This is a genomic window from Marinomonas spartinae, assembly GCF_900089775.1.
In the GTDB taxonomy this organism is placed as follows: domain Bacteria; phylum Pseudomonadota; class Gammaproteobacteria; order Pseudomonadales; family Marinomonadaceae; genus Marinomonas; species Marinomonas spartinae.
On sequence record NZ_FLOB01000007.1, the window covers coordinates 1 to 21,799 of the forward strand.

The 21,799-nt window shown below is 43.0% G+C and carries 18 protein-coding genes and 7 tRNA genes; 24 read left to right on the forward strand and 1 reads right to left on the reverse strand.

Annotated features, from left to right (window positions below; translation table 11 throughout):
- Nucleotides 1-14: 14 nt before the first annotated feature.
- The 13 genes from MSP8886_RS14135 to MSP8886_RS14195 all read left to right on the forward strand — a co-directional run bounded on the left by MSP8886_RS14135 (nt 15) and on the right by MSP8886_RS14195 (nt 8,125).
- Nucleotides 15-89: transfer RNA gene (locus MSP8886_RS14135), tRNA-Gly, on the forward strand.
- A 51-nt stretch (nt 90-140) separates the two neighbouring features.
- Nucleotides 141-216 (forward strand) — tRNA-Glu (locus MSP8886_RS14140).
- Between the two features lie 43 nt (nt 217-259).
- Nucleotides 260-334: transfer RNA gene (locus MSP8886_RS14145), tRNA-Gly, on the forward strand.
- A 51-nt stretch (nt 335-385) separates the two neighbouring features.
- Nucleotides 386-461 (forward strand) — tRNA-Glu (locus tag MSP8886_RS14150).
- Nucleotides 462-596: 135 nt separating this feature from the next.
- Nucleotides 597-672 (forward strand) — tRNA-Glu (locus tag MSP8886_RS14155).
- Between the two features lie 43 nt (nt 673-715).
- Nucleotides 716-790 (forward strand) — tRNA-Gly (locus tag MSP8886_RS14160).
- 52 nt (nt 791-842) lie between these two features.
- A tRNA-Glu gene (locus MSP8886_RS14165) sits at nt 843-918 on the forward strand.
- A gap of 240 nt (nt 919-1,158) precedes the next feature.
- Entirely contained in the window at nt 1,159-1,986 is an 828-nt protein-coding gene (gene pabC / locus MSP8886_RS14170; protein WP_067017561.1) for an aminodeoxychorismate lyase, read from the forward strand.
- Nucleotides 1,973-3,040, forward strand: coding sequence for an endolytic transglycosylase MltG (mltG, locus tag MSP8886_RS14175; protein ID WP_067017563.1), 1,068 nt, complete (start codon nt 1,973-1,975; stop codon nt 3,038-3,040). The genes pabC and mltG overlap by 14 nt, the downstream gene beginning before the upstream one ends.
- Nucleotides 3,037-3,678: a dTMP kinase gene (tmk, locus tag MSP8886_RS14180; RefSeq protein WP_067017565.1), complete on the forward strand. Its 642-nt coding sequence runs from the start codon at nt 3,037-3,039 to the stop codon at nt 3,676-3,678. Before mltG ends, tmk begins: the two co-directional genes overlap by 4 nt.
- Complete coding sequence (gene holB / locus MSP8886_RS14185; RefSeq protein ID WP_067017567.1) at nt 3,675-4,616, forward strand: DNA polymerase III subunit delta'; 942 nt, start codon at nt 3,675-3,677, stop codon at nt 4,614-4,616. Before tmk ends, holB begins: the two co-directional genes overlap by 4 nt.
- 7 nt (nt 4,617-4,623) lie before the next feature.
- On the forward strand, nt 4,624-5,433 hold the full coding sequence (locus MSP8886_RS14190; protein ID WP_067017569.1) for a TatD family hydrolase: 810 nt from the start codon (nt 4,624-4,626) through the stop codon (nt 5,431-5,433).
- Nucleotides 5,434-5,641: 208 nt separating this feature from the next.
- Complete coding sequence (locus MSP8886_RS14195; protein WP_067017571.1) at nt 5,642-8,125, forward strand: Lon protease family protein; 2,484 nt, start codon at nt 5,642-5,644, stop codon at nt 8,123-8,125.
- Nucleotides 8,126-8,263: 138 nt separating this feature from the next.
- Here the strand turns inward: MSP8886_RS14195 and MSP8886_RS14200 are convergent, their stop codons facing one another.
- Nucleotides 8,264-8,566: a hypothetical protein gene (locus tag MSP8886_RS14200; RefSeq protein WP_067017573.1), complete on the reverse strand. Its 303-nt coding sequence runs from the start codon at nt 8,564-8,566 to the stop codon at nt 8,264-8,266.
- Between the two features lie 176 nt (nt 8,567-8,742).
- On the opposite strand from MSP8886_RS14200, the gene MSP8886_RS14205 reads away from it, so the two are divergent.
- The 11 genes from MSP8886_RS14205 to MSP8886_RS14255 all read left to right on the forward strand — a co-directional run bounded on the left by MSP8886_RS14205 (nt 8,743) and on the right by MSP8886_RS14255 (nt 21,715).
- Nucleotides 8,743-9,174, forward strand: coding sequence for a cytochrome b562 (locus tag MSP8886_RS14205; RefSeq protein WP_067017575.1), 432 nt, complete (start codon nt 8,743-8,745; stop codon nt 9,172-9,174).
- Between the two features lie 68 nt (nt 9,175-9,242).
- The gene (locus MSP8886_RS14210; RefSeq protein WP_067017577.1) at nt 9,243-9,596 is read left to right on the forward strand and encodes a hypothetical protein; all 354 of its coding nucleotides are present in this window, start codon (nt 9,243-9,245) and stop codon (nt 9,594-9,596) included.
- Between the two features lie 101 nt (nt 9,597-9,697).
- Nucleotides 9,698-10,762, forward strand: coding sequence for an AraC family transcriptional regulator (locus MSP8886_RS14215; protein ID WP_067017578.1), 1,065 nt, complete (start codon nt 9,698-9,700; stop codon nt 10,760-10,762).
- Between the two features lie 131 nt (nt 10,763-10,893).
- On the forward strand, nt 10,894-12,678 hold the full coding sequence (locus MSP8886_RS14220; RefSeq protein WP_067017579.1) for an acyl-CoA dehydrogenase family protein: 1,785 nt from the start codon (nt 10,894-10,896) through the stop codon (nt 12,676-12,678).
- A 105-nt stretch (nt 12,679-12,783) separates the two neighbouring features.
- Nucleotides 12,784-14,433, forward strand: a complete 1,650-nt coding sequence (locus tag MSP8886_RS14225) for an electron transfer flavoprotein-ubiquinone oxidoreductase (RefSeq protein WP_067017580.1) — start codon at nt 12,784-12,786, stop codon at nt 14,431-14,433.
- 138 nt (nt 14,434-14,571) lie between these two features.
- Nucleotides 14,572-15,024, forward strand: coding sequence for a YaiI/YqxD family protein (locus MSP8886_RS14230; protein WP_067017581.1), 453 nt, complete (start codon nt 14,572-14,574; stop codon nt 15,022-15,024).
- 151 nt (nt 15,025-15,175) lie between these two features.
- Entirely contained in the window at nt 15,176-16,465 is a 1,290-nt protein-coding gene (locus tag MSP8886_RS14235) for an NAD(P)/FAD-dependent oxidoreductase (RefSeq protein ID WP_067017583.1), read from the forward strand.
- 256 nt (nt 16,466-16,721) lie between these two features.
- A complete protein-coding gene (locus MSP8886_RS14240; RefSeq protein ID WP_067017585.1) occupies nt 16,722-17,165 on the forward strand; it encodes a MerR family transcriptional regulator in 444 nt (147 codons plus the stop codon).
- 1 nt (nt 17,166) lies between these two features.
- On the forward strand, nt 17,167-20,016 hold the full coding sequence (locus tag MSP8886_RS14245; protein WP_175365311.1) for a heavy metal translocating P-type ATPase: 2,850 nt from the start codon (nt 17,167-17,169) through the stop codon (nt 20,014-20,016).
- A 102-nt stretch (nt 20,017-20,118) separates the two neighbouring features.
- Nucleotides 20,119-20,451, forward strand: a complete 333-nt coding sequence (locus MSP8886_RS14250; RefSeq protein ID WP_067017587.1) for a hypothetical protein — start codon at nt 20,119-20,121, stop codon at nt 20,449-20,451.
- A gap of 109 nt (nt 20,452-20,560) precedes the next feature.
- The gene (locus MSP8886_RS14255; RefSeq protein WP_067017588.1) at nt 20,561-21,715 is read left to right on the forward strand and encodes an MFS transporter; all 1,155 of its coding nucleotides are present in this window, start codon (nt 20,561-20,563) and stop codon (nt 21,713-21,715) included.
- The last annotated feature ends 84 nt before the right edge of the window (nt 21,716-21,799 follow it).

Consider the following 21,799-nt stretch of genomic DNA (forward strand, 5'->3'; position numbering starts at 1 on the left):
GGTGGTTTTATAGGGCGGGAATAGCTCAGTGGTAGAGCACAACCTTGCCAAGGTTGGGGTCGCGAGTTCGAGCCTCGTTTCCCGCTCCACTTTCACTTGATGTGAAAGTACAGGTTTACAGTTTTCACAAAACTGATTGTGTCCCGTTCGTCTAGAGGCCTAGGACACCGCCCTTTCACGGCGGTAACAGGGGTTCGAACCCCCTACGGGACGCCACTATTTAGTATATCACCCCAATAAAGTAGGGTGGTTTTATAGGGCGGGAATAGCTCAGTGGTAGAGCACAACCTTGCCAAGGTTGGGGTCGCGAGTTCGAGCCTCGTTTCCCGCTCCACTTTCACTTGATGTGAAAGTACAGGTTTACAGTTTTCATAAAACTGATTGTGTCCCGTTCGTCTAGAGGCCTAGGACACCGCCCTTTCACGGCGGTAACAGGGGTTCGAACCCCCTACGGGACGCCATACTATATAATTTAATAAAACTGATTAAAAAAACCTCTTTTAATATAAAGAAAGGCAAATTATCACCCAAGTAGAATAGGGTGGTTAGCAATTAAGATAGCGTGTTTGTTTACAGTTTTCATAAAACTGATTTGTGTCCCGTTCGTCTAGAGGCCTAGGACACCGCCCTTTCACGGCGGTAACAGGGGTTCGAACCCCCTACGGGACGCCACTATTTAGTATATCACCCCAATAAAGTAGGGTGGTTTTATAGGGCGGGAATAGCTCAGTGGTAGAGCACAACCTTGCCAAGGTTGGGGTCGCGAGTTCGAGCCTCGTTTCCCGCTCCACTTTCACTTGATGTGAAAGTACAGGTTTACAGTTTTCATAAAACTGATTTGTGTCCCGTTCGTCTAGAGGCCTAGGACACCGCCCTTTCACGGCGGTAACAGGGGTTCGAACCCCCTACGGGACGCCACTGCATTTCAAATAAAAAGAGTACCCAATAAAATAACAGGGAACTCGATTAGCTATGTTGTTTCTCATCCATTTCCTCCGCTGTAAAATTGCCTATAAATCCACCTTTCTATCAACATTTTCCGTCTTTAAATTAGCCTTTTTCATAAGAGAAAACATAAGTAAAGGGGGGCATGGAATCTGTGATGCTGTTCGTTTTTAGGCTATTATAAACACCCTTTTTATTCTGAGTCGTTTTTTCATGAAGTGGTTTGTTAATTACTATCAGGATGACATGGTATCAGCATCGGATCGGGGACTGGCTTACGGTGATGGTGTTTTTGAAACCATTAAAGCGTCACCTTACGGCTTTTACCAGTTAGATGATCATTTTTCTCGTCTCACTGGAGGGCTAAAACGGCTTGGGATGCCATTCTCGGAAGAAGATGCTCAGCGTTTAAGACAGTTTCTTTTTGACGAAATCTTATCTGAGACGGATGATTTCTCCGTGGTGAAAATCATTGTCACGAGAGGCGAAGGTGGGCGAGGCTATTTACCGCCAAATTCTCCTAAACATACAGTTTTAGTTGGCATAGGTGGCGCACCGGATTATACCCGAGAACAGCATCATGGAGTTCATCTAGGCCTTTCTCCCATAGAAGTAAGTCGTAATCGTTATTTAAGTGGATTAAAACACCTTAACCGTTTGGAAAACGTATTAGCAAAACAGCATCTTTTGGCCCAGCATTTTGAAGACATTATGCTCGACTACTCAGGTAATGTTGTTGAGTGCATTCAAAGCAACATCTTTTGCTTTCACAATGGTTCATTAATGACGCCTTCTTTGGCCGAAGCGGGTGTGCAAGGTACTTACCGAAAACATATCATGGCCTCTCAAAGCCTTTATCCAGTCAATATTTGTGAGTTATCGCTAAATGATTTGAAACAATCAGATGAAATTTTTATCACCAACAGTTTAATGGGAGTTGTTCCTGTTATTTCTCTGCAAGGTTGTTCTTTTGCCATTGGTGAAAATACCTTAAGACTTCAACAACTAATGCAAACAAGGGATGTGCATGACGTCGCTTAGATGGCTGTTTAAAGCCTTTATTATTGTTATTACCTTTTGTGCTATCGGGGCGGGATTTCTTTATCATGAAATCACCCAGCCAATCACTCTTACTCAACCTCAAGTCTTTGAGGTTCAAAAAGGGGATACCTCATTTGGATTGGGAGAAAAATTGGCCCAACGTGGCTGGATAACCTATCCTTTTTTAACCAGAGTTGTTGCCAAACTTCACCCAGAGTGGATACCCAAAGTAGGGCAATATGAAATTACCAATGGCATGACGTTATTAAGTATGATGGCGTTATTCGACTCAGGAAAATCTATCGTCTATACCATCACCTTGGTTGAAGGAAACACTCTTCAAGAGTATCTAAAAGCCATGAAAGCCAAGGGAAACATTCAAATGACCCTTGAAGGCTTATCGAATGCTCAAATAGCAAAAAAGCTTGGGATAAAGAGAAGCAATCCTGAGGGACTATTTTTCGCAAACACTTATCAGTACCATAATAATACCACTGACCTGCGTATTTTAAAGCGCGCTCACAATCTCCTTGAATCACATTTAAAAGCAGAATGGGAAACAAGAGATCAGGGCTTACCTTATAAAACCCCCTATCAAGCGTTAATTATGGCATCTATGATCGAAAAAGAGACCGGTGTACCAGAGGAACGAGGATTAATTGCCGGTGTATTTATTAATCGATTGCACAAACATATGCGCCTACAAACGGATCCAACGGTTATTTATGGCCTAGGCAAAGATTATAACGGCACCATTACCTACAAGGATTTGCGCTCAAAATCCCTTTATAACACCTATTTGCATAAGGGGTTTCCGCCCACCCCAATAACCAATGTGGGCTTACGGGCCATTGTTGCTGCTTTACATCCGACGAAAACAGACGATTTATACTTTGTTGCCAAAGGTGATGGATCACATGTCTTTTCAAAGACATTGGCTCAGCACAATAAGGCAGTTGATGAATATCAAATGCAGCGACGTGCTGATTATCGTTCAAGTCCGGAGCCTCAATCCGTTTCATCATCAAAGAAAGAAGGAGAAACAGCACAGTGAGAGGCAAATTTATCTCGTTAGAAGGTGGTGAGGGCAGTGGGAAGTCCACTGCGATGGCGAATATTCAAAACTGGCTAGAATCGCAACACATTGATTATGTCATGACTCGCGAGCCTGGTGGGACGCCATTGGCGGAAGACATTCGTAATCTCGTATTGAGTCCAAGAGAAGAGATCGTCGACGACATGGCGGAGCTTTTAATGATGTTTGCTGCTCGATCTCAACATATTTCTCAGAAAATTGAGCCAGCTTTAGCACAGGGAACTTGGGTTATCAGTGACCGTTTTATCGATTCCACTTATGTGTACCAAGGTATCGCTAGAGGCGGTGATATCGCGATATTAGATCATCTTACCCAATGGGTAGTTGGAAACTGTCAGACCGATGCAACATTATTACTTGATGTGCCTGTAGAAATTGGCCAGAAGCGAGTACAACAAAGAAAACACTCGGATAGACTGGATAAAGAGTCTCATCTATTTCACGAGAAAGTTCGCCAAGGCTTCTTAGATCGTGCTCATCAGAATCCACAGCGAATAAAGTTAATTGATGCGAGCCAATCTTTAGAGAGCGTCAAGCAACAAATCCAACAGCAATTAAAGGCGCTTCAATTGTCTTGGAGTAAGAGCGAGAAATGATCGAACTCGCGCCGTGGTTACAGGCTTGCCACAAGCAAGTGCAACACCTCAAGCAGAGCAAAAAGCTCTCTCATGCCTTACTTATTACTGGAGCCGATGGGGTTGGCCAGGAGTACTTAGCCAAAGAGTTGGTCAAAGATCTAATGTGCGAAAAAATTGACCAAGGCGTCGCCTGCGGCCACTGTCATTCCTGTGAACTTATGGCAGGAGAGTCACACCCTGACTATTATTTTTTGGATGGGGAAGAAGCAACCATCAAAGTAGATCAGGTCCGTCAACTCATCAATAAAATTAACCAAAAGCCCCAAGTTGGTAACAATAAAGTAGTGCTGATTACTCATGCTCAGTCCATGAATATCAATGCTTCCAATGCCGTATTAAAAGCTCTAGAAGAACCTGCTGATCAAACCTACTTTTTATTGACCAGTTCTCAGTCGACTAGTTTGATGCCAACCATTCGTAGCCGTTGTTTACTGGTTAATGTGCCAACGCCCTCCCAAATGGAGGTCGAAAGTTGGTTGCAGAGCCAACCCGATGGTGAAGCTTTGAGTGCTTTATTTTGGCTGACAACACAACCTTTTCGTTTACTTAGCTTGGAAAAACAACAGAAGACGGGGATCTACACCAGTTTGCCAGAAAAGATAAAAGAGCTGATGCAGGGCACAACCACTGTTGAGTCGCTACTGACTGGCGTTAGCAACAGTAACACTATTGATTATTGCAATGGGTTAGCCGCCATACTGCATCAATGCCTTTGTCATTCTGCTGGTAGAACAATCCACCCCGTGTTATCCGAAGTATATCCGCTAATCATGCAGAGAATGGGGATTCAAGCTTTGATGACACGCTATCAAGCGCTACAAAGGTTAAAATCCGATCTATCGAAAACCAATCTTAATCCAGTTATGCAACTCACACACGAATTGAACCAATGGTAACCACTTTATGCTAATTGACACACACTGCCATTTAGACAAACTAGACTTAGCACCATACAACGGTGATATAAACGGCGCGATTGATGCGGCCGCAAAGGCTGGCGTTAAGCAGCTACTTAGCATCTCAGTTAATTTAGATGATATAGAAGATATCATTGCCTTTACTCATCGTCAGGGGGTTTATGCCAGCTGTGGCGTTCACCCTTTGCACAAAGAGGGGTTGTTAGCCAGTGAAGAGCGTCTAATTGACCTTGCTCAACATGACAAAATCATCGCCATTGGCGAAACAGGGTTGGATTACTTTTACGAAAAAGACACTGCACTCCATGAGAAACAAAGAGTGAGCTTTGCTCATCATTTAAAAGCAGCAGGCAAGCTAGGCTTACCCGTGATTGTTCATACCCGTGATGCAAAAGCCGACACGATGCAGCTGATTCGTGAACACAGAAACCCAAGCAGTGCAGGTGTACTGCATTGTTTTACTGAAGATTATGCTATGGCTAAAGCAGCAGTAGATGAAAACTACCTAATTTCTATTTCAGGTATTGTAACGTTCAAAACGGCTCAGGAGCTTAAAGAAACGGTTAAGAAGCTCCCCCTTGACTCGTTAATCGTTGAAACAGACTCGCCTTATCTTGCGCCAGTTCCGCACCGTGGAAAGAAGAATGAACCGCGTTACGTTGCGAATGTGGCGCAATACATTGCTGACTTGAAAGGGATTCGTTATGAAGCGCTACTTGAGGCAACAGCCGCGAACTTTCATCGAGTCTTTTCGAAAACCACCCCAGACCAGATCCTACAGGTTTCCAACGAGTAACGATTCGATTTAAGCAGCTTTGTTTTAAGTACCTATTTTCGTTTACTTTTCCTCTATTTTTCTATTGAAAAATTAGGTGTAAAGCAGATAAGAATGGTAGTCTCAAATCATTACACATTTTTTAAAAAATTCATATTATTAGAAAGATGAAATGATTCTTTCTCAGGTCAACCAAACGTTGACCTGTTTGCTACAAGGAAGCCCATTAATGTCAAATATGGTTACCCCTCTTCCGCACCATGCACTGTCAGCTAAAGTACCAGCGGATCATCTCCCATTTAAAACCTTAAATGATCTTGAGCCACTAAGCGGAATATTAGGGCAAGAGCGTGCGGTTGAAGCGATTCAATTTGGTGTTGCAATGCAACGTCCTGGATACAATATTTTTGCCATGGGAGACTCCGGTACAGGGCGCTCTTCCTATGTAACCAGCTATTTAAAAAGCGAGGCTAAACGCCGTACGCCACCCAATGAGTGGGTATACATCAATAATTTTACAGAAAGCCATCGTCCTAAGGCGCTTGAATTCGCACCCGGTCATGCGGCTGAATTTGAAAAAGAAATTCGCTCATTGATTGACGGCCTTATGGCTACCTTTCCAGCAGCGTTTGAAAATCCCTCTTACCAACAGCAGAAAGGGGCAATTGACCGTGCCTTTAACGAGCAATATGAGGCGGCGATTAATAAAGTAGAGAGAGTGGCGGTCAAAATTGGCGTTGCCATGTTTCGTGATGCGTCTTCGGTTAGTTTTGCGCCGATGAAAGAGGGTAAAGCCATTGAAGAAAGTGACTTTGCAGGACTAAGCGATGAAGAGCGAGATGATTTCCAAAATGCAGTTTCTCATTTAGAAGGGCTGTTAAATGAAGAGTTATTGAGCTTGCCATTGTGGAAACGAGCCTCTTATGAACAGCTACGCCAACTCAATCTTAATACCGTAAAAGAAGCGCTGGATCCTTTGATGGCGACGCTTTTTGAAAAGTATCAAGACGATGCGCCTGTACAGGAATATTTACAGGCCATGCGTAGTGATTTAGACAAAACCATTATTGATCAACTGGCAGATGACAAGGCATCGGACAACCGTGATGAGATTGGCCGTCGTCAAATGTATGAAGAAATGTATTTGCCCAATGTCGCCGTCACACACAGTCCAAATGGGGGGATGCCTGTTATATACGAGCCTCATCCGACTTATCGCAACCTGTTTGGACAAGTAGAGTACAGCAGTGATCAAGGGATGTTGATTACAAGTTATCGGTTGATTCGCTCAGGGAGTTTGCATGCAGCAAACGGCGGCTATTTGATTTTAGATGCCGAAAAACTGCTTACGGATCATTATCTGTGGGAAGCCTTAAAGCGCGCCCTGAAGAGCAAAACACTCAAAATTGAACATCCCTACGCAGACATGGGGTTGATGAACACAACGACCTTGTCACCACAAGATCTGCCGTTACAAGTTAAAGTCATCTTAATTGGCTCACGGGATATTTACTATTTATTGCAAGATGCTGACCCGGACTTTCAAGAGATGTTTCGTGTTTTAGTCGACTTTGATGACACACTCAAACGCACTAAAGAAGCAGAGCTGTCTTTTGCTCGTCTTATGAAAGACCGAATAGATAAAGAAGAGTATGCCAATGTGACCCGAGATGGTGTGGCCGCCCTGATCGAATACAGTAGCCGATTAGCTGAACACCAGCGTGAGATGGCGGCAAAAATTGGCGATGTCTTTGAATTATTAGGCGAGGCAGATTTTGTTCGCGAAATGGCTCGGGATGAGTTAATCACCGCCGACCATATTGCCAGAGCATTAAAAGCCAAAAAACACCGCACAGGTCGTGTTAGTGAAAAAATCATTGAAGAAATCATCGAAGGCACCGTGTTGCTAGAAAGCGAAGGCACTGCTGTGGGCAAAATAAACGGCCTAACTGTCATGCAAATTGGTGATAGCCATTTTGGGGCGCCTGCTCGTATTTCGACCACAGTCCATCCTGGAGGCAAAGGCATCGTTGATATCGAACGTGAATCTAATCTAGGGCAAAATATTCACTCCAAAGGTGTGTTAATTCTCTCAGGGTATCTGGGCAATAAATACGCCCAGCGTTATCCACTGGAAATCTCTGCGTCAATTGCCATGGAACAAAGCTACGGTTATGTAGACGGAGACAGTGCATCGACAGCGGAACTTTGCTGCTTGTTATCGGCCTTGATTCAAATACCTCTGCGTCAGGATCTTGCCATCACTGGCTCTCTAAACCAATACGGTGAAATTCAGGCAATTGGCGGTGTTAATGAGAAAATCGAAGGCTTCTTTAACGTCTGTAACGCCCGTGGATTAACAGGAACTCAAGGCGTAATTATTCCTAAATCCAACGCCAACAACCTAATGTTGAGTGATGACATTATTGATGCAGTAAAAGAAGGGAAGTTCCATGTTTATGCCATTTCTACCGCCGATGAAGCCTTGCATTTACTTACCGGCATTGAACCAGGCGTAGCAGATGAGGAGGGCAACTATCCCGAGGAGACTATTTCAGCTAAAGTCATTGAGCGCCTAGAAGCCATCTCTAAATTAGGCGAAGAAGACGAAGAAAAAGAGGAGGATGAAGATGACGTTAAAAATCATTCCTCGAAGGCAGACTCTTCCTCATCTAAGAATGATCAAGGTAAAAAAGAGCCTAAAAAAAATTAGTCTCATTTCGCTATTAAAAACCGCATATTTTTTAGTTAAACCCCAAGACCCAGCGAGTTAAGAACTCGCTGGGTCCTTTAGTATGTGGTCAAGCTCTCGAGTTATGCATGATTAAGAGGCCAGCTTTATACTTTCTCATCAGTACTTACCATTAGTTCGCTTGATGAAACGAGCCACACACTTTGTATTAACCAATGTAAATATTGAATAGTAGAGACCATCGGATTTTACATAAATGTAACTGGCAACTTCCTTAGTGTAGCTTGGTAAGTTCACCTTTAAAACTTCCCCTTCTTTAAATACTTTTCCGCCTGTCAACTTTTCTGATAACTTATCGGATGCTTGTATCGCCTTTATATCAGGGCATTTGGGTTTTGCGTTAGCAATTTGAGTAATGTTTGAGAGGAATATAACAAGCAATAAAACACGAATGATAATCATTTATTCACCATCTATTGAATCATTCCATCGAAAAGTGATTATATTTTTACATATTTCGACCAAGTATATGAACTAATTCATTATTTATTGGTCTGTTTTACTGTATTTATGCTATTTATATTAATAGAGTCATTTATATTGCCTCTATCTTTAATCAATCTTAAAGGATGACAGACATGTCTAAACGTTTTCTTCTTACTTCTTTGGCCGTTTTAGCTTTTACAGGCAGCTCTTTAGCTCAAGCGGGTTGTGATGGAAGCCCGCTGCCGGATTATATGCACCATATTAAAGATGAATTGCGTGCAGTTAGCTCTGATATCAAATCTGGCGATAATCAAGCAGCAGCAGAAGGAGTTAGTAAGATTATTACATTATTTAAAAAATCTCGCGAAGAAACCCCTTATCTGTTTAAAGAAGAGAATTTACAAGGTGCGGAATTAGCTAAAAAAGAAAAGGCGTACCAAGGAGTTGTTGACGATACCATTGGTGTTTTTAAATCGTTGGAAACAGCACTGAAAGCAAACGATATGGCACAAGTCAAAACCCTGCTAGGGAAAGTAGGTCAACAACGTAAAATCGGGCACAGTTCTTTCAAAACGAGCTGTTAATCATCGTTTAGAGAGATGACCTTTGAGTGTTTGACTGCTACAATGCGCGCGAGAAAGAGAGGTTATTTATGGCTCGTACGAAAAAATCGCGCAGCATGCGTGGCAAACTTGGAAAAACTGGCTCAAAGGAAATGATGAAAGAGCAAAACAAAGCTCGCAAAGCCTCATCAACTCGCCGTTTTGTTGTTAAGAAATCCAAGGAGCGCAAAGAGCAAGCGCACAAAAAACTTGAAAGACTGGGGCAACTTCCTGAAAAAGAAGCGCCGCAGCCAGCTGCACGTCCACGCCGTTTTGTGTTCGTGAAGCCCCAAGAGGCAAAAAAAGAAGAACCAGCTAAAGCGGTTAATACTTCTGGTGTTAACAGTGATACCGAAGAATTAACGGTTGATGAGCTGTTATCTGCTTTTACAGAAGAAAATTAAGTTTATAAAGAAGTAAAGTTAAAAAGGCTGCCATCGCAGCCTTTTTTTATGGGTAAAATAAGCCTTACAATGAAAGCATAAAACTTGATGGAATTATGTCTATGAATTTGAAAGCGTCGGTTCCCATGTCAAGCGTACGCTATCTCTTAAAAGCCGTTGATAACCAAGGAATAAATTGCGATGAGCTACTTGAGTCGTTAGAGCTTTCCCGAGCAGAGATTGAACAAAACAGTTACTTCCCCGCCTACCAGTATGGCATGCTCTACCAAAAAATCATGTGGTTGGTTCAAGATGAATCTTTTGGCATGTTAAGTGGTGGTAAAATACCTAATGGGGCATTTCGCATGATGTGTTTGAGCATCATTCATGCTCGCTCACTGGCCCACGCTATGTACCGTTGCAGTGACTTTTACGACATTTGTCGTGGTCCAACAATCAAACCAGTTCTAATTAAAAAAGGGCGCTTTGCGATGGTTACCTTTGCGCCAATCGAGTCAACAGAAGCCGATATCACAAGTTTAGTATTAGGGGAGTCCCAAGAGCAGCTTCGTACCACTTTATCGATGTGGCATCACTTTTTTTGCTGGTTAATTGGTCGACGCCTGAACTTAAAGGCCGCCTATTTTACCTGTGATCGTCCTAATGATCTGGAGTATTACAAAACCTTATTTCAGTCAGAAGTAAAATTCAATCAGCATGCTAATGCATTAGTTTTTCCCTCTAGTTATTTGGACATGCCAATTGTTCAAACAGAAGATAGTCTACGGGGCTTTTTAAAAACGGCACCTTATCAGCTGCTTGTTATGGTAGACAACGATAATAGTCTAAAATCACAAGTGACAGCGATGCTAGGCAAGGACTTTTCACGAGAAATGCCCAGCGCAGAAGAAGTGGCTCGCGGCCTGAATATGAGCGTTTCCACTCTACGTCGACGACTCAACGAAGAACACACTTCGTACCAAAGTATTAAGGATGAGTGTCGTAAAGAAGCGGCTATTACCTATATGAATGCGCCCCAACTGAGTATTAATGATATCGCAGCATTAATGGGCTTTGATGAACCAAGCGCCTTTTTCCGTTCTTTTAAAAAATGGACAGGAATGACACCAGGGGAGTACCGAAAAAGTGAGGGATTTACAAAAATGACTAAGAGCCTGCATCGCTGATATTGAAAGGGATTAAGCCATATATGAATGTATTTGTCAGAAATATAGCACTGAAATGTTATTGAGAGATGGCGTATCTTTGACGATGCTATAAGATAAATTTGTGCTCACCATAAAAACGGAGAATAAGAATGAGCGATTACAAATACCCCTATAAAGATATTTTATTCAGTTTGCACCATGTCGCTCGCATTGAGCGCTTAACCCCCCATTTAGATGAGTCACTTGATCAAGAACTTGTCGAAGCCATTCTTAGTGAAGCGGGTAAGTTATCCGAGCAAGTTATGGCACCACTGAATTGGCGCGGGGATCAAGAAGGTTCACGAGTAGAAAATGGGGAGGTATTCGAGCCAAAAGGTTACAAAGAAATGTACCAAGCCTACTGCGAGGGGGGCTGGGGAGCATTATCGAGTGACGTGAAATATGGTGGGCAAGGGTTACCCTCAACCATTGCCACAGCAGTAAATGAAGGCATCCAATCTGCCAATCTTGCCTTCTCACTTTGCCCCTTGCTAGCACATGGAGCCATTGAAGCCATTCAATCTCACGCCAGTGATGAAATCAAAAATACGTATATTCCTAAAATGGTCACCGGTCAGTGGGCTGGTACGATGAATTTAACAGAACCCTCAGCGGGTTCTGACCTCGCGGCTATTTCTTGTAAAGCCTTCCCAAATAGTGCTGATCTAGCAGCCGAAACCTATCTCATTAAAGGGCAGAAAATCTATATCACTTGGGGCGACCATCAAATGTCTGAGAACATCATTCATTTGGTATTAGCTCGTCTACCTGATGCCCCTGCTGGAGTAAAAGGCATTTCCTTGTTCATTGTGCCCAAGTTTTTACTTGATGAAGAGGGCAATCCTGCAGAGCGTAATGACATTAGCGTTGTTTCTGTTGAACATAAATTAGGCATTCATGCCTCGCCAACGTGTGTGATGAGCTACGGCGATAACACAGGGGCAATTGGTTATTTAGTCGGTGAGCCAAATGACGGCTTAAAAGCCATGTTCACCATGATGAATAACGCACGACAAGGTGTAGGTTTACAAGGGCTAGCCATCTCTGAACGTGCTTATCAACAAGCATTACAATATGCAAAAGAGCGTAAACAGGGTATGAAAGCAGATCGTTCGGGCAGGGCAGCCATTATTGAGCATCCAGATGTGCTTCGCATGTTAATGACCATGAGATCCCAAATCGATGCCATGCGTTCATTGGTCTATGTTGCTGCGGTAGAAAATGATTTATCGCATATTAGTAAGGGTGAAGAACAACAAGCGGCTATTGCTCGCACAGCATTATTAACGCCCATCGTTAAAGGATGGATTACTGAGCTAGCTCAAGAAGTCACCTCTCTAGCTATTCAGGTTCATGGTGGTATGGGCTTTATTGAAGAGACGGGGGTTGCTCAGCATGCCCGTGATGCTCGTATACTTCCTATTTATGAAGGAACCAACGGCATTCAAGCCATCGACTTAATTGGCCGTAAACTATTAGGAGACAATGGCCATGCCATGACTGCGTTGTTTTCTGAAATGGAAGGCGAACTGGATAGATATATAGGCTCGGAAAAACATGACAATGCAATAAAGGTAAAAAACTCGATTGAGGTGGCTAAACAGGCCACAGAGAAATGCTTATCCGCCATGAAAGACAACCCTATACTGGGAACAGGGTTAGCTTATTCTTACATGATGATGATGGGCTATGTGATAGGTGGATGGCTGCTGGTTCGAGCTCAACAAGTGAGCACAACCGACGAATCGCTCGGAGATCAACAAGTGAATTCTTGGCAACAATCTGCTGACTTTTATTGTGATCATATTTTGACCAGAGCCGGTTATTACGCAAAAACCATTGAGCATGGACAAAAGTCTGTGCAAGTCTTAAATGAAGACAGTTTTATTCGATAATGAAAAAAACAGGCAGAGAATCAATAAGTTTGCATCGTCGCAGAGGGTAAGTTTTGCTATTCTAGCGACATTACAAAAGCATGACTGCCTGTTTTAGGAGGCTGTATGACAGACAGAGAAATGATGGAATTTGATGTAGTAATCGTTGGGGGTGGGCCAGCAGGTTTAGCAACCGCCTGTCGATTAATGCAACAAGCTCAGGAAAAAAACCAAGAGATAAGCGTTTGCCTTGTGGAAAAAGGGTCTGAAATTGGGGCACATATTCTATCTGGTGCAGTAGTGGATCCCAAGGCATTAACGGAGCTTTTTCCTGATTGGAAAGAAATGGGAGCGCCTTTACTAAGCGAAGTTAATCAGGATGAGTTGTATTGGCTCGGTTCAGAAACTGGCAGTAAAAAATTCAGCTCTTGGATGGTACCTAAAACGCTTCATAATCAAGGCAATTATATTATTAGCTTAGGCAACCTTTGCCGTTGGTTAGCGGAACAAGCAGAATCCCTTGGCGTCGAAATATTCCCAGGATTTTCCGCAGCAGCGCTATCTTATGATGAAGAAGGCAATGTCGAGGGTGTCATCACTGGTGATATGGGCGTCGCTGCTGATGGCTCCCAGAAATCAGGCTACATGCCAGGCATGATCTTAAAAGCCAAATATACGATTTTCTCGGAAGGCTGTCGTGGCCACCTTGGTAAAGAACTAATTGAACGCTACCAGCTTGATGAGGGAAAATCACCTCAGCACTATGCCTTAGGCATAAAAGAGCTTTGGGATGTGCCAGCAGATCAGAGCTCCCCAGGCTTAGTTGTTCATACAGCGGGCTGGCCACTAGGTAAAGAAGCAGGCGGTGGCGGTTTCTTATATCATCTTGAGAATAATCAAGTCTCCATTGGCTTAATTGTCGATTTGAATTACAAAAACCCCTTCTTGAGTCCATATGAAGAGTTTCAAAAATATAAGCATCACCCATTGATTGCGAAGCATCTAAAAGGTGCCAAACGTGTCGCTTATGGCGCCAGAGCCATTGTTAAGGGAGGGTGGGCGTCTTTACCAAGTATGAGCTTCCCTGGTGGTTTATTAATCGGTTGCGATGCAGGAACTTTAAATCCAGCTAAAATCAAGGGGACTCATACCGCCATGAAAAGCGGTATGATTGCCGCTGAGCTATTGTTCAAAGCGCTGCAATCAGAACACCCAGAAAAAGAGTTAAGCCAATATAATGATGAAGTTAAAGCATCGTGGTTAGGTAAAGAACTCGAGCAAGCACGCAACTTCGTTCCTGCTATGCATAAATTTGGGACCTTTTTAGGAGGGGCCTATAACTGGTTGGATCAGAGTATTTTCTCCGGAAGTTTGCCCTTTACTTTCAAGGATATGACTCCGGATTACGCTTGTACAGAATTAGCAAGCAAACATCAGCCTATTGCGTACCCTAAGCCCGATGGTAAATTAAGTTTTGATAAATTATCTTCTGTCTTTCTGTCTAACACAAATCATGAAGAAAACCAGCTTTGTCATTTGCAACTGAAAGATGCCGATGTACCGATTAAAGAAAACCTCCCCAAATACAGTGAGCCTGCTCAGCGATACTGTCCTGCGGGGGTTTACGAAGTGGTTCAACAGGACGAAGAATCAGTTTTTCAAATTAATTCTCAGAACTGTATACATTGCAAAACCTGCGATATTAAAGATCCATCACAGAACATTCGTTGGGTCACACCTGAAGGTTCAGGCGGCCCAAATTACCCGAATATGTGATGTATTTATTAAAAAAACATCACAAAATGATGAAACAACATACAGATCACTATTTGTGATCTGTATGTTCATAATCGTTGCTGGATTTCATCATTAACCTGATTAATAATAGAAGCTCATTCAGAGGAATTTTCTATTATGCGAATATGGGTTGACGCAGACGCCTGCCCCAATGTTATTAAAACCATTCTTTTTAGAGCCGCAGAAAGAATCAATATTCCCTGTATATTAGTGGCTAATCAAGCCATCTCCATTCCACCATCAAAATGGATTGAACGAAGGGTTGTCAGTTCAGGCTTTGATGTCGCTGATAATTATATTGTTGAACAAGTGGAAGACTTAGACCTTGTTGTAACCGCAGATATTCCACTTGCTTCGGAAGTTATTGCTAAAGGCGCGTTGGCCATTAATCCTCGTGGTGAGTTGTACAGCAAAGAAAATATTAAGCAACGCCTAGCAATGCGTGACTTTATGGAGCAAATGCGTTCTTCTGGTATTCAATCCGATGGCCCTTCGACATTTAGTCAACAAGACCGTATGGCATTTGCCAATACACTGGACAAGTTATTAACTCAAAGAATCAAAGACTGAATAAAAAGGTGCTCAGGTTCTATGCTATCTGAAATGGACAATAGAATGGTCAAGCCAATATGGGTCGCTTGCTGCGTACTCTGTTGCGTTGAGTCATCAGGAAAACATTTTATGAGTGTTTTCCTGATTATTCATTTATAGGGGGATCGAAATGAAAGAAATTGTTGTTGTCGGCGGCGGCGCCGGTGGCTTAGAGCTTGTGACACAGCTTGGTCATGCCTACGGTAAAAAGAAAGACTTTAATATTACACTAATTGACCGCAGCCAAATCCATATCTGGAAGCCTTTGCTTCACGAAGTTGCAACAGGATCTATTGATATTAATAGCGATGGTGTTAATTATCGAGCTCATGCTGCGAAACATCATTATCAATTCAAGTTGGGAACGGTTTCTCATGTCGACCCCAAAGAACAAAGGATAACGCTTGACGCCATCAGCGACGATAAAGGCCATGTAATTTTGCCTGAACGAACTATTGGCTATGATATTTTAGTGATGGCTGTTGGTAGTATCAGTAATGATTTTGGCACACCTGGAGTAAAAGAGCATTGTTACTTCCTTGACTCACACAAACAAGCTGAGCGATTCCAACAAGCCCTTCTTACGCACTTTTTACGCCTAAACCAAGGTGATAAAGAGGACAAATTGAAGTTAGCCATTGTTGGTGGGGGAGCAACAGGTGTTGAGTTGTCCGCCGAACTCTTTCATGTCGCAGACCTTCTTAAGGCTTATGGCATGCGTGATATGTCGGGTAAGCGTCTTAATGTGCAATTAATAGAAGCAGGGGAACGCATTCTCCCTGCATTACCTGATCGTATTACCGTGAAAGCTCATTCAGCCTTAACTCGTCTGGGCGTTACAATTAGCCAAGCGACAAGAGTTGTTCGAGCAGAAAAACATGGTTTTGAAACAGCTGATGGCACAATCATTGAGGCGGATCTGATGATTTGGGCGGCTGGCGTAAAAGCTCCTGAGTTTGTCAAAGACATTGAAGGCTTTGAAACTACGCGCAACAACCAAATATTAGTAAAAGGCAATTTGCAAACCGCGAACTATGAAAATGTCTACGTGATTGGTGATTGCTGTGCTTGTAAACAAGCAAATGGTTCCTTTGTGCCTCCGCGGGCTCAGTCAGCCCACCAAATGGCTTCTATTGTCTTTGCTAACATCAAAGCTACATTCAAAGACCAGCCTTTAAAAGAATATATTTATAAAGACTATGGTTCGTTAGTCAACCTAAGCCGTTATAGCACCGTGGGCAGCTTGATGGGGAACTTGATGGGGGGCTCCATGTTTGTTGAAGGCCGTGTTGCTCGCTTTGTTTATGTGTCTTTATATCGCTTGCATTTGATTGCTATTCACGGCTGGTTTAAAGCAACCATTATTATGGCAGCTCAGAAAATTGGCAAAGTGGTAAAACCCAAACTTAAACTTCATTAATCTCACTCTCTAATCAGAAAGAAGGCCTTTCTGTTATAACCGGCCAATCCAAAACCGATGTCTTCACATCGGTTTTTCTGTTTCAGGACTCTCCATTGCCGCTTTGTTAGCTGTGCATCTTTCTTCAATGTGCAATTCATAAGCAAATAGTATTTTGTACGAAATGACATTTGACCTATGTGTTACCCATAGGTTTTATAGTATAAGCAATGTTAAGGAGTAAACCGCTCCACTACCTGTTTCAAGGGAGATTAAGATGCGAGTAAGTGAACTGGCGAAAAAAGCCAACGTGACAAGTGAAACAGTACGGCACTATACCCGTGAAGGTCTAATCGTGGCCAAGCGTGACCCTAACAATGGTTACCAACTCTATGATGGGGTTGCTCTACAGCGTATCCAGTTTATTCAACAGGCAAGAACACTAGGATTCAGTCTTAAGCAAATAGACGATATTTTCCAGCATGCCGACAGTGGGGATTCACCATGCCCCATGGTACGTGAGCTCTTATTGCAAAAAGTGCCCGAAACAAAAGCAAAAATAGCTGAGCTACAAGCGCATTTAAATACCATGGAAGCCGCATTAGCGGTATGGGATCAAATGCCCAACGGCACCCCTGATGGACACTCTATTTGCTGCCTCATTGAGGATTGGAACCATGAAGAGGATGGCACCACGACAACAGACACTCAGGAGCCGTAGGATGAATTCAAATAAACTTGCAAACTCATCTATTCATAAAATGGCATTAAACGTAACCGGAATGTCCTGCCAGGGTTGTGTCAGTAAGGTGAGAAAGCAAATTCAATTGGAAGATGAAAATGCAGAAGTGGTCGGAACGCCAGAAGAAGATCGTCTCGATGTTCAAACCGTTTTAACTCAAAAACAAGTGGAAGAATACGTTCAAGAGGCAGGCTATCAACCATTAGGTCAATACAAAAAAAATGAGCGCGCTCATTATGATTTATCCGTAGAAGGAATGTCTTGTCAGGGCTGCGTTAGTAAAATTAGAAAACGCATTGAACAAGAAGAAGGCAATGCCGAAGTAGAAGGTCATCCCGCCCAAAATCACCTAATGGTGACCACGACAAAAAGCAAAAAAGACATTCAGCAATGGATTGAAGAAGTCGGCTTCACCTATCTTGGAGACTATCAAGCCCTAGAGCGGCAAAACACTCACTCCAATGAAAAGCAGAATAGTGATTCCCTAGCAGCAAACCGACAAAAACAAGAATACTTGGCAAATGAACCTAATGGACATGAAGGTGCTGACAGCAAAGGGAGTGCACACCCCTACGATGACTCAGTACATCAGAAACAATTTTCCCTAACGGGGATTACTTGTGCTGCCTGCGTGAATACCATCCAAAAAACATTGGATAATCTAGACGGTGTCACCAAGGCAGAAGTGAATTTTGCCAGTCGTACAGCACAAGTATCAGCATCCATATCTGCAGACACTATCATTGAAGCCATTTCCGCTGTGGGATATGGCGCAAGTGTTATTAACGATCCAGATCAAGCCGCAGAGGAAAGAGAAAAACAAGAACAGCAAGAATATAAGAGCAAACGTAATGCTTCCATTATCAGTTTAGTACTTGGTATTCCGTTGATGCTTTATGGCTGGCTTGGCGGCACTATGACAGTAACAACCACATCACAACAGTTAAGTTGGTTTTTGGTGAGCGTGCTCACATTGCTGGTTATGATCATTGCAGGGCGTCATTATTACCGTAGTGCGTTTAAAGCCTTTTTACATCGTCAATCCAATATGGATACCTTAATCACATTAGGAACCGTTAGTGCCTGGTTGTACTCCTTCTTAGTGGTTATCGTACCTGATATTTTCCCGGTAACTTCACGACACTTGTATTTTGAGTCAAGTGTTATGATTTTAGGGTTAATTAACTTGGGGCAAGCCTTTGAAGTAAAAGCGCGAGGTAAGACCAGTGCAGCTCTACGTCATCTATTGGATCTTCGCCCTAAAATGGCTAATGTGATTCGTAACAAAGAAGAACAAAGCCTTCCCGTTAGTGACATAGTGGTGGGTGACATCATTCGGGTTCGTTCTGGCGACACTATGCCGGTTGATGGTGTTGTAACCAGTGGCTCATCCAGTGTCGACGAATCCATGCTCACAGGTGAGCCAATACCCGTCGAAAAACAGACAGGAGATAATATCTCAGCAGGCACACTGAATGGCAATGGGACTTTGAGCTACCAAGCAACCGAAGTGGGTGCGCATACCATGTTGGCAAAAATTATCGATATGGTGAGTCATGCCCAAAACTCTAAGCCTCCCATTAGCCAACTGGCCGACAAAGTGTCCGCTATTTTCGTTCCCAGTGTGATGATTATCTCGGTATTCGCGGCAATAGTTTGGTTTAATTTCGGACCGGCCCCGGTCATTATTCATATGCTTATTGCGGCCATTAGCGTACTCATCATCGCCTGTCCCTGTGCCTTGGGATTAGCGACCCCCATCTCTACCATGATTGGCGTTGGCAAAGCAGCACAGTTTGGCGGCCTCATCCGAAATGGTGATGCTCTGCAAACAGCCAGCCAATTAACCACTATCGTGCTAGATAAAACAGGCACCATTACTGAAGGCAAGCCTGCGGTCGTTAAGGCTGAATATTTCAATAACACAACTGAAACAGAAGCGGCTCAATTGATTGCCTCACTGGAGAAGGGGGCAAATCACCCCTTGGCACACGCCTTGTTGGAGTATGCTGACTCAGTCACAAAATCGACGTCAATAGAAACATCAGACTTTCAGTCACTCAATGGATTGGGCCTTCAAGGCATTGTCAACGGTGAACGCTACTACCTTGGCAACCAGCGTTTAATGGAGCAACAGGGCATCACTATTGATCAGATAACAAATGATGAGCGCACTCATCAAAATCGCACAGCAACAAAAGTGTACTTATCCCGTGATAATCAATTGTTGGCTATCTTTTACCTACAAGACCCCATCAAATCATCATCGAAAAGAGCCATTAATACGCTTCATGATATGGGGCTGAAAGTTGTCATGCTAACAGGGGATAACCAAAACAGTGCTGAATTTGTTGCTAACGAGTTGGGAATTGATGATTTTCATAGCGAGTTGATGCCAGAGGATAAATTGGACTGGGTTCGCCGTTTACAAAATCAGGGAGACATTGTCGGCATGATTGGCGATGGCATTAATGACGCCCCCGCATTGGCGCAAGCTAATGTTGGTTTTGCAATGGGGGCAGGAACGGATGTTGCTATGCAAAGCGCCGACATAACGCTCATTCGCAGCGATTTAATCAATGTGGCTGATGTTATCCAGGTCAGTAAAGCAACATTAACCAATATTAAGCAAAATCTTTGGGGGGCTTTTGCTTACAACAGCTTAGGTATTCCTTTAGCGGCTGGAATATTGTTTCCCTTAACCGGCTGGTTACTAAACCCATTGGTTGCTGGCGCGGCCATGTCACTATCTTCCATCACCGTTGTGTTAAATGCGAATCGACTTCGTCAGTTAAAAATAGCCAACCACTCAAAAGGAGAAAAATCATGACTTATTTGGTAAATTCCATCGGGGTGATGTTGATTGTATTTATTATTTGGTGGTTCTGGATCATACCGAACAAAAAGAAAAAATGACTGAGGTAGGTATAACATGAAAACGTTTGATCAGGCGAGCATTGTTAAAGCTACCATTTGTACTTACTCCATGCAGATGGAGCAAGCAAAATCATTCTTTCAAACGTGGCAAGAGGCGGACGGCGTACAGTGTTTAAGTATTTTATTGAAAAAACAAAAAATTCAGATTCATTATGATGTAAAATTGGTCGATCTAAACACGATTTTAGAAGCCATGACAGCGTCACGAATTATGGTTGATAATAGCTGGTTAAACCGTTGGAGATTGAATACTTTACGCCAAGTCGAACAAAATGTAAGGGATAATATTCGTCATGTTCCTCATTGTTGCGGTAAACCACCCAAATAGTGTAATGGCTTAAGTCTTACAGAAAACGGTACTTAATCTTATCGTAAAGGAAATCAAACTTCGGTTTGGTTTCCTTTTTTATTTAATTTTATGCAGATAGGGAGCTTCTATGCGAGCTTATCAATGGGGCATATTTGCCTTAGCGTTAGGTGCTTTTGGCATCGGTACAACAGAGTTTATGCCCATGGGGCTTCTACCCGTCATCGCCAATGGTGTGAATGTCTCTATTCCTAGCGCTGGGCTATTGATTAGTGCTTATGCGGTCGGCGTCATGTTTGGCGCACCAATCGTGACTTTATATTTAAGTCGATTTGGCCGTAAAAAATCACTGATTGCCCTAATGGGGTTATTTATTATCGGTAACGCGTTTTCTGCGTTAGCACCGAATTACGATGTATTATTGATCTCTCGCATTGTGACAAGCCTTTCCCACGGTGCCTTTTTTGGTATTGGCGCCATGGTGGCAATGAATTTAGCGCCCATAAACAAGAAAGGCTCAGCTGTTGCTTCCATGTTTCTAGGCTTAACCATTGCCAATATTATTGGTGTTCCTTTCACCACTTGGCTAGGGCAAACATTTGATTGGCGAGCCGCTTTTGCCGTTACTGCTTTGCTGGGTGTTCTCGCTATTTTGGGGATGCTGCGTTACTTGCCAGATATGCCGGCTTTAGAAAGACCAAATGTGAAAAAAGAATTAACGGCTATTGTACAGCCTGCCGTCTTACGAGCCTTCTCTTGTACAGTAGTGTGCGCAGGCTCTATGTTCACTCTTTATACATACATTTCACCAATCTTGCGAACCTTATCAAATGCATCAGATAATGCCATTGCTTCCATTCTTATGCTGGCGGGGATAGGCTTTACCCTAGGGAATTTTATCAGTGGTAAATTAGCCGATAAGTCGACGGACTTTGCTTTATTTTGTGTATTAACCGCTCAGATTATTTTCTTGGTGGCTTTTAGTTTCGTCGTCCAATCTACTTTTTCTGCTGCGATTATGGTTTTTCTATGGGGTGTCGCCATTTTTGGTATAGGGCCGCCGTTACAAATGAAGGTTATGAAGGTCGCAGAGGACGCACCAGGGCTAGCGTCTTCCATTAACATTGGAGCCTTCAATTTAGGTAATGCTTTGGGGGCTGCGTTAGGCGGACTCGTTATTACTGTTGGCCTTGGATATGAATGGATTCCAGTGGCTGCCAGTATATTATCTTGTTGTGGGCTCCTGTTGGTACTCATTAATCGCAAGCTCACACCAGCCAATTAGTTGCGAAAAGTCATAAAAAAGCCGTTTAAAAGTAAGGTTTAGGCGGCTTTTTAGCATTTAACAATTGTGTCTATAGGAATTCAG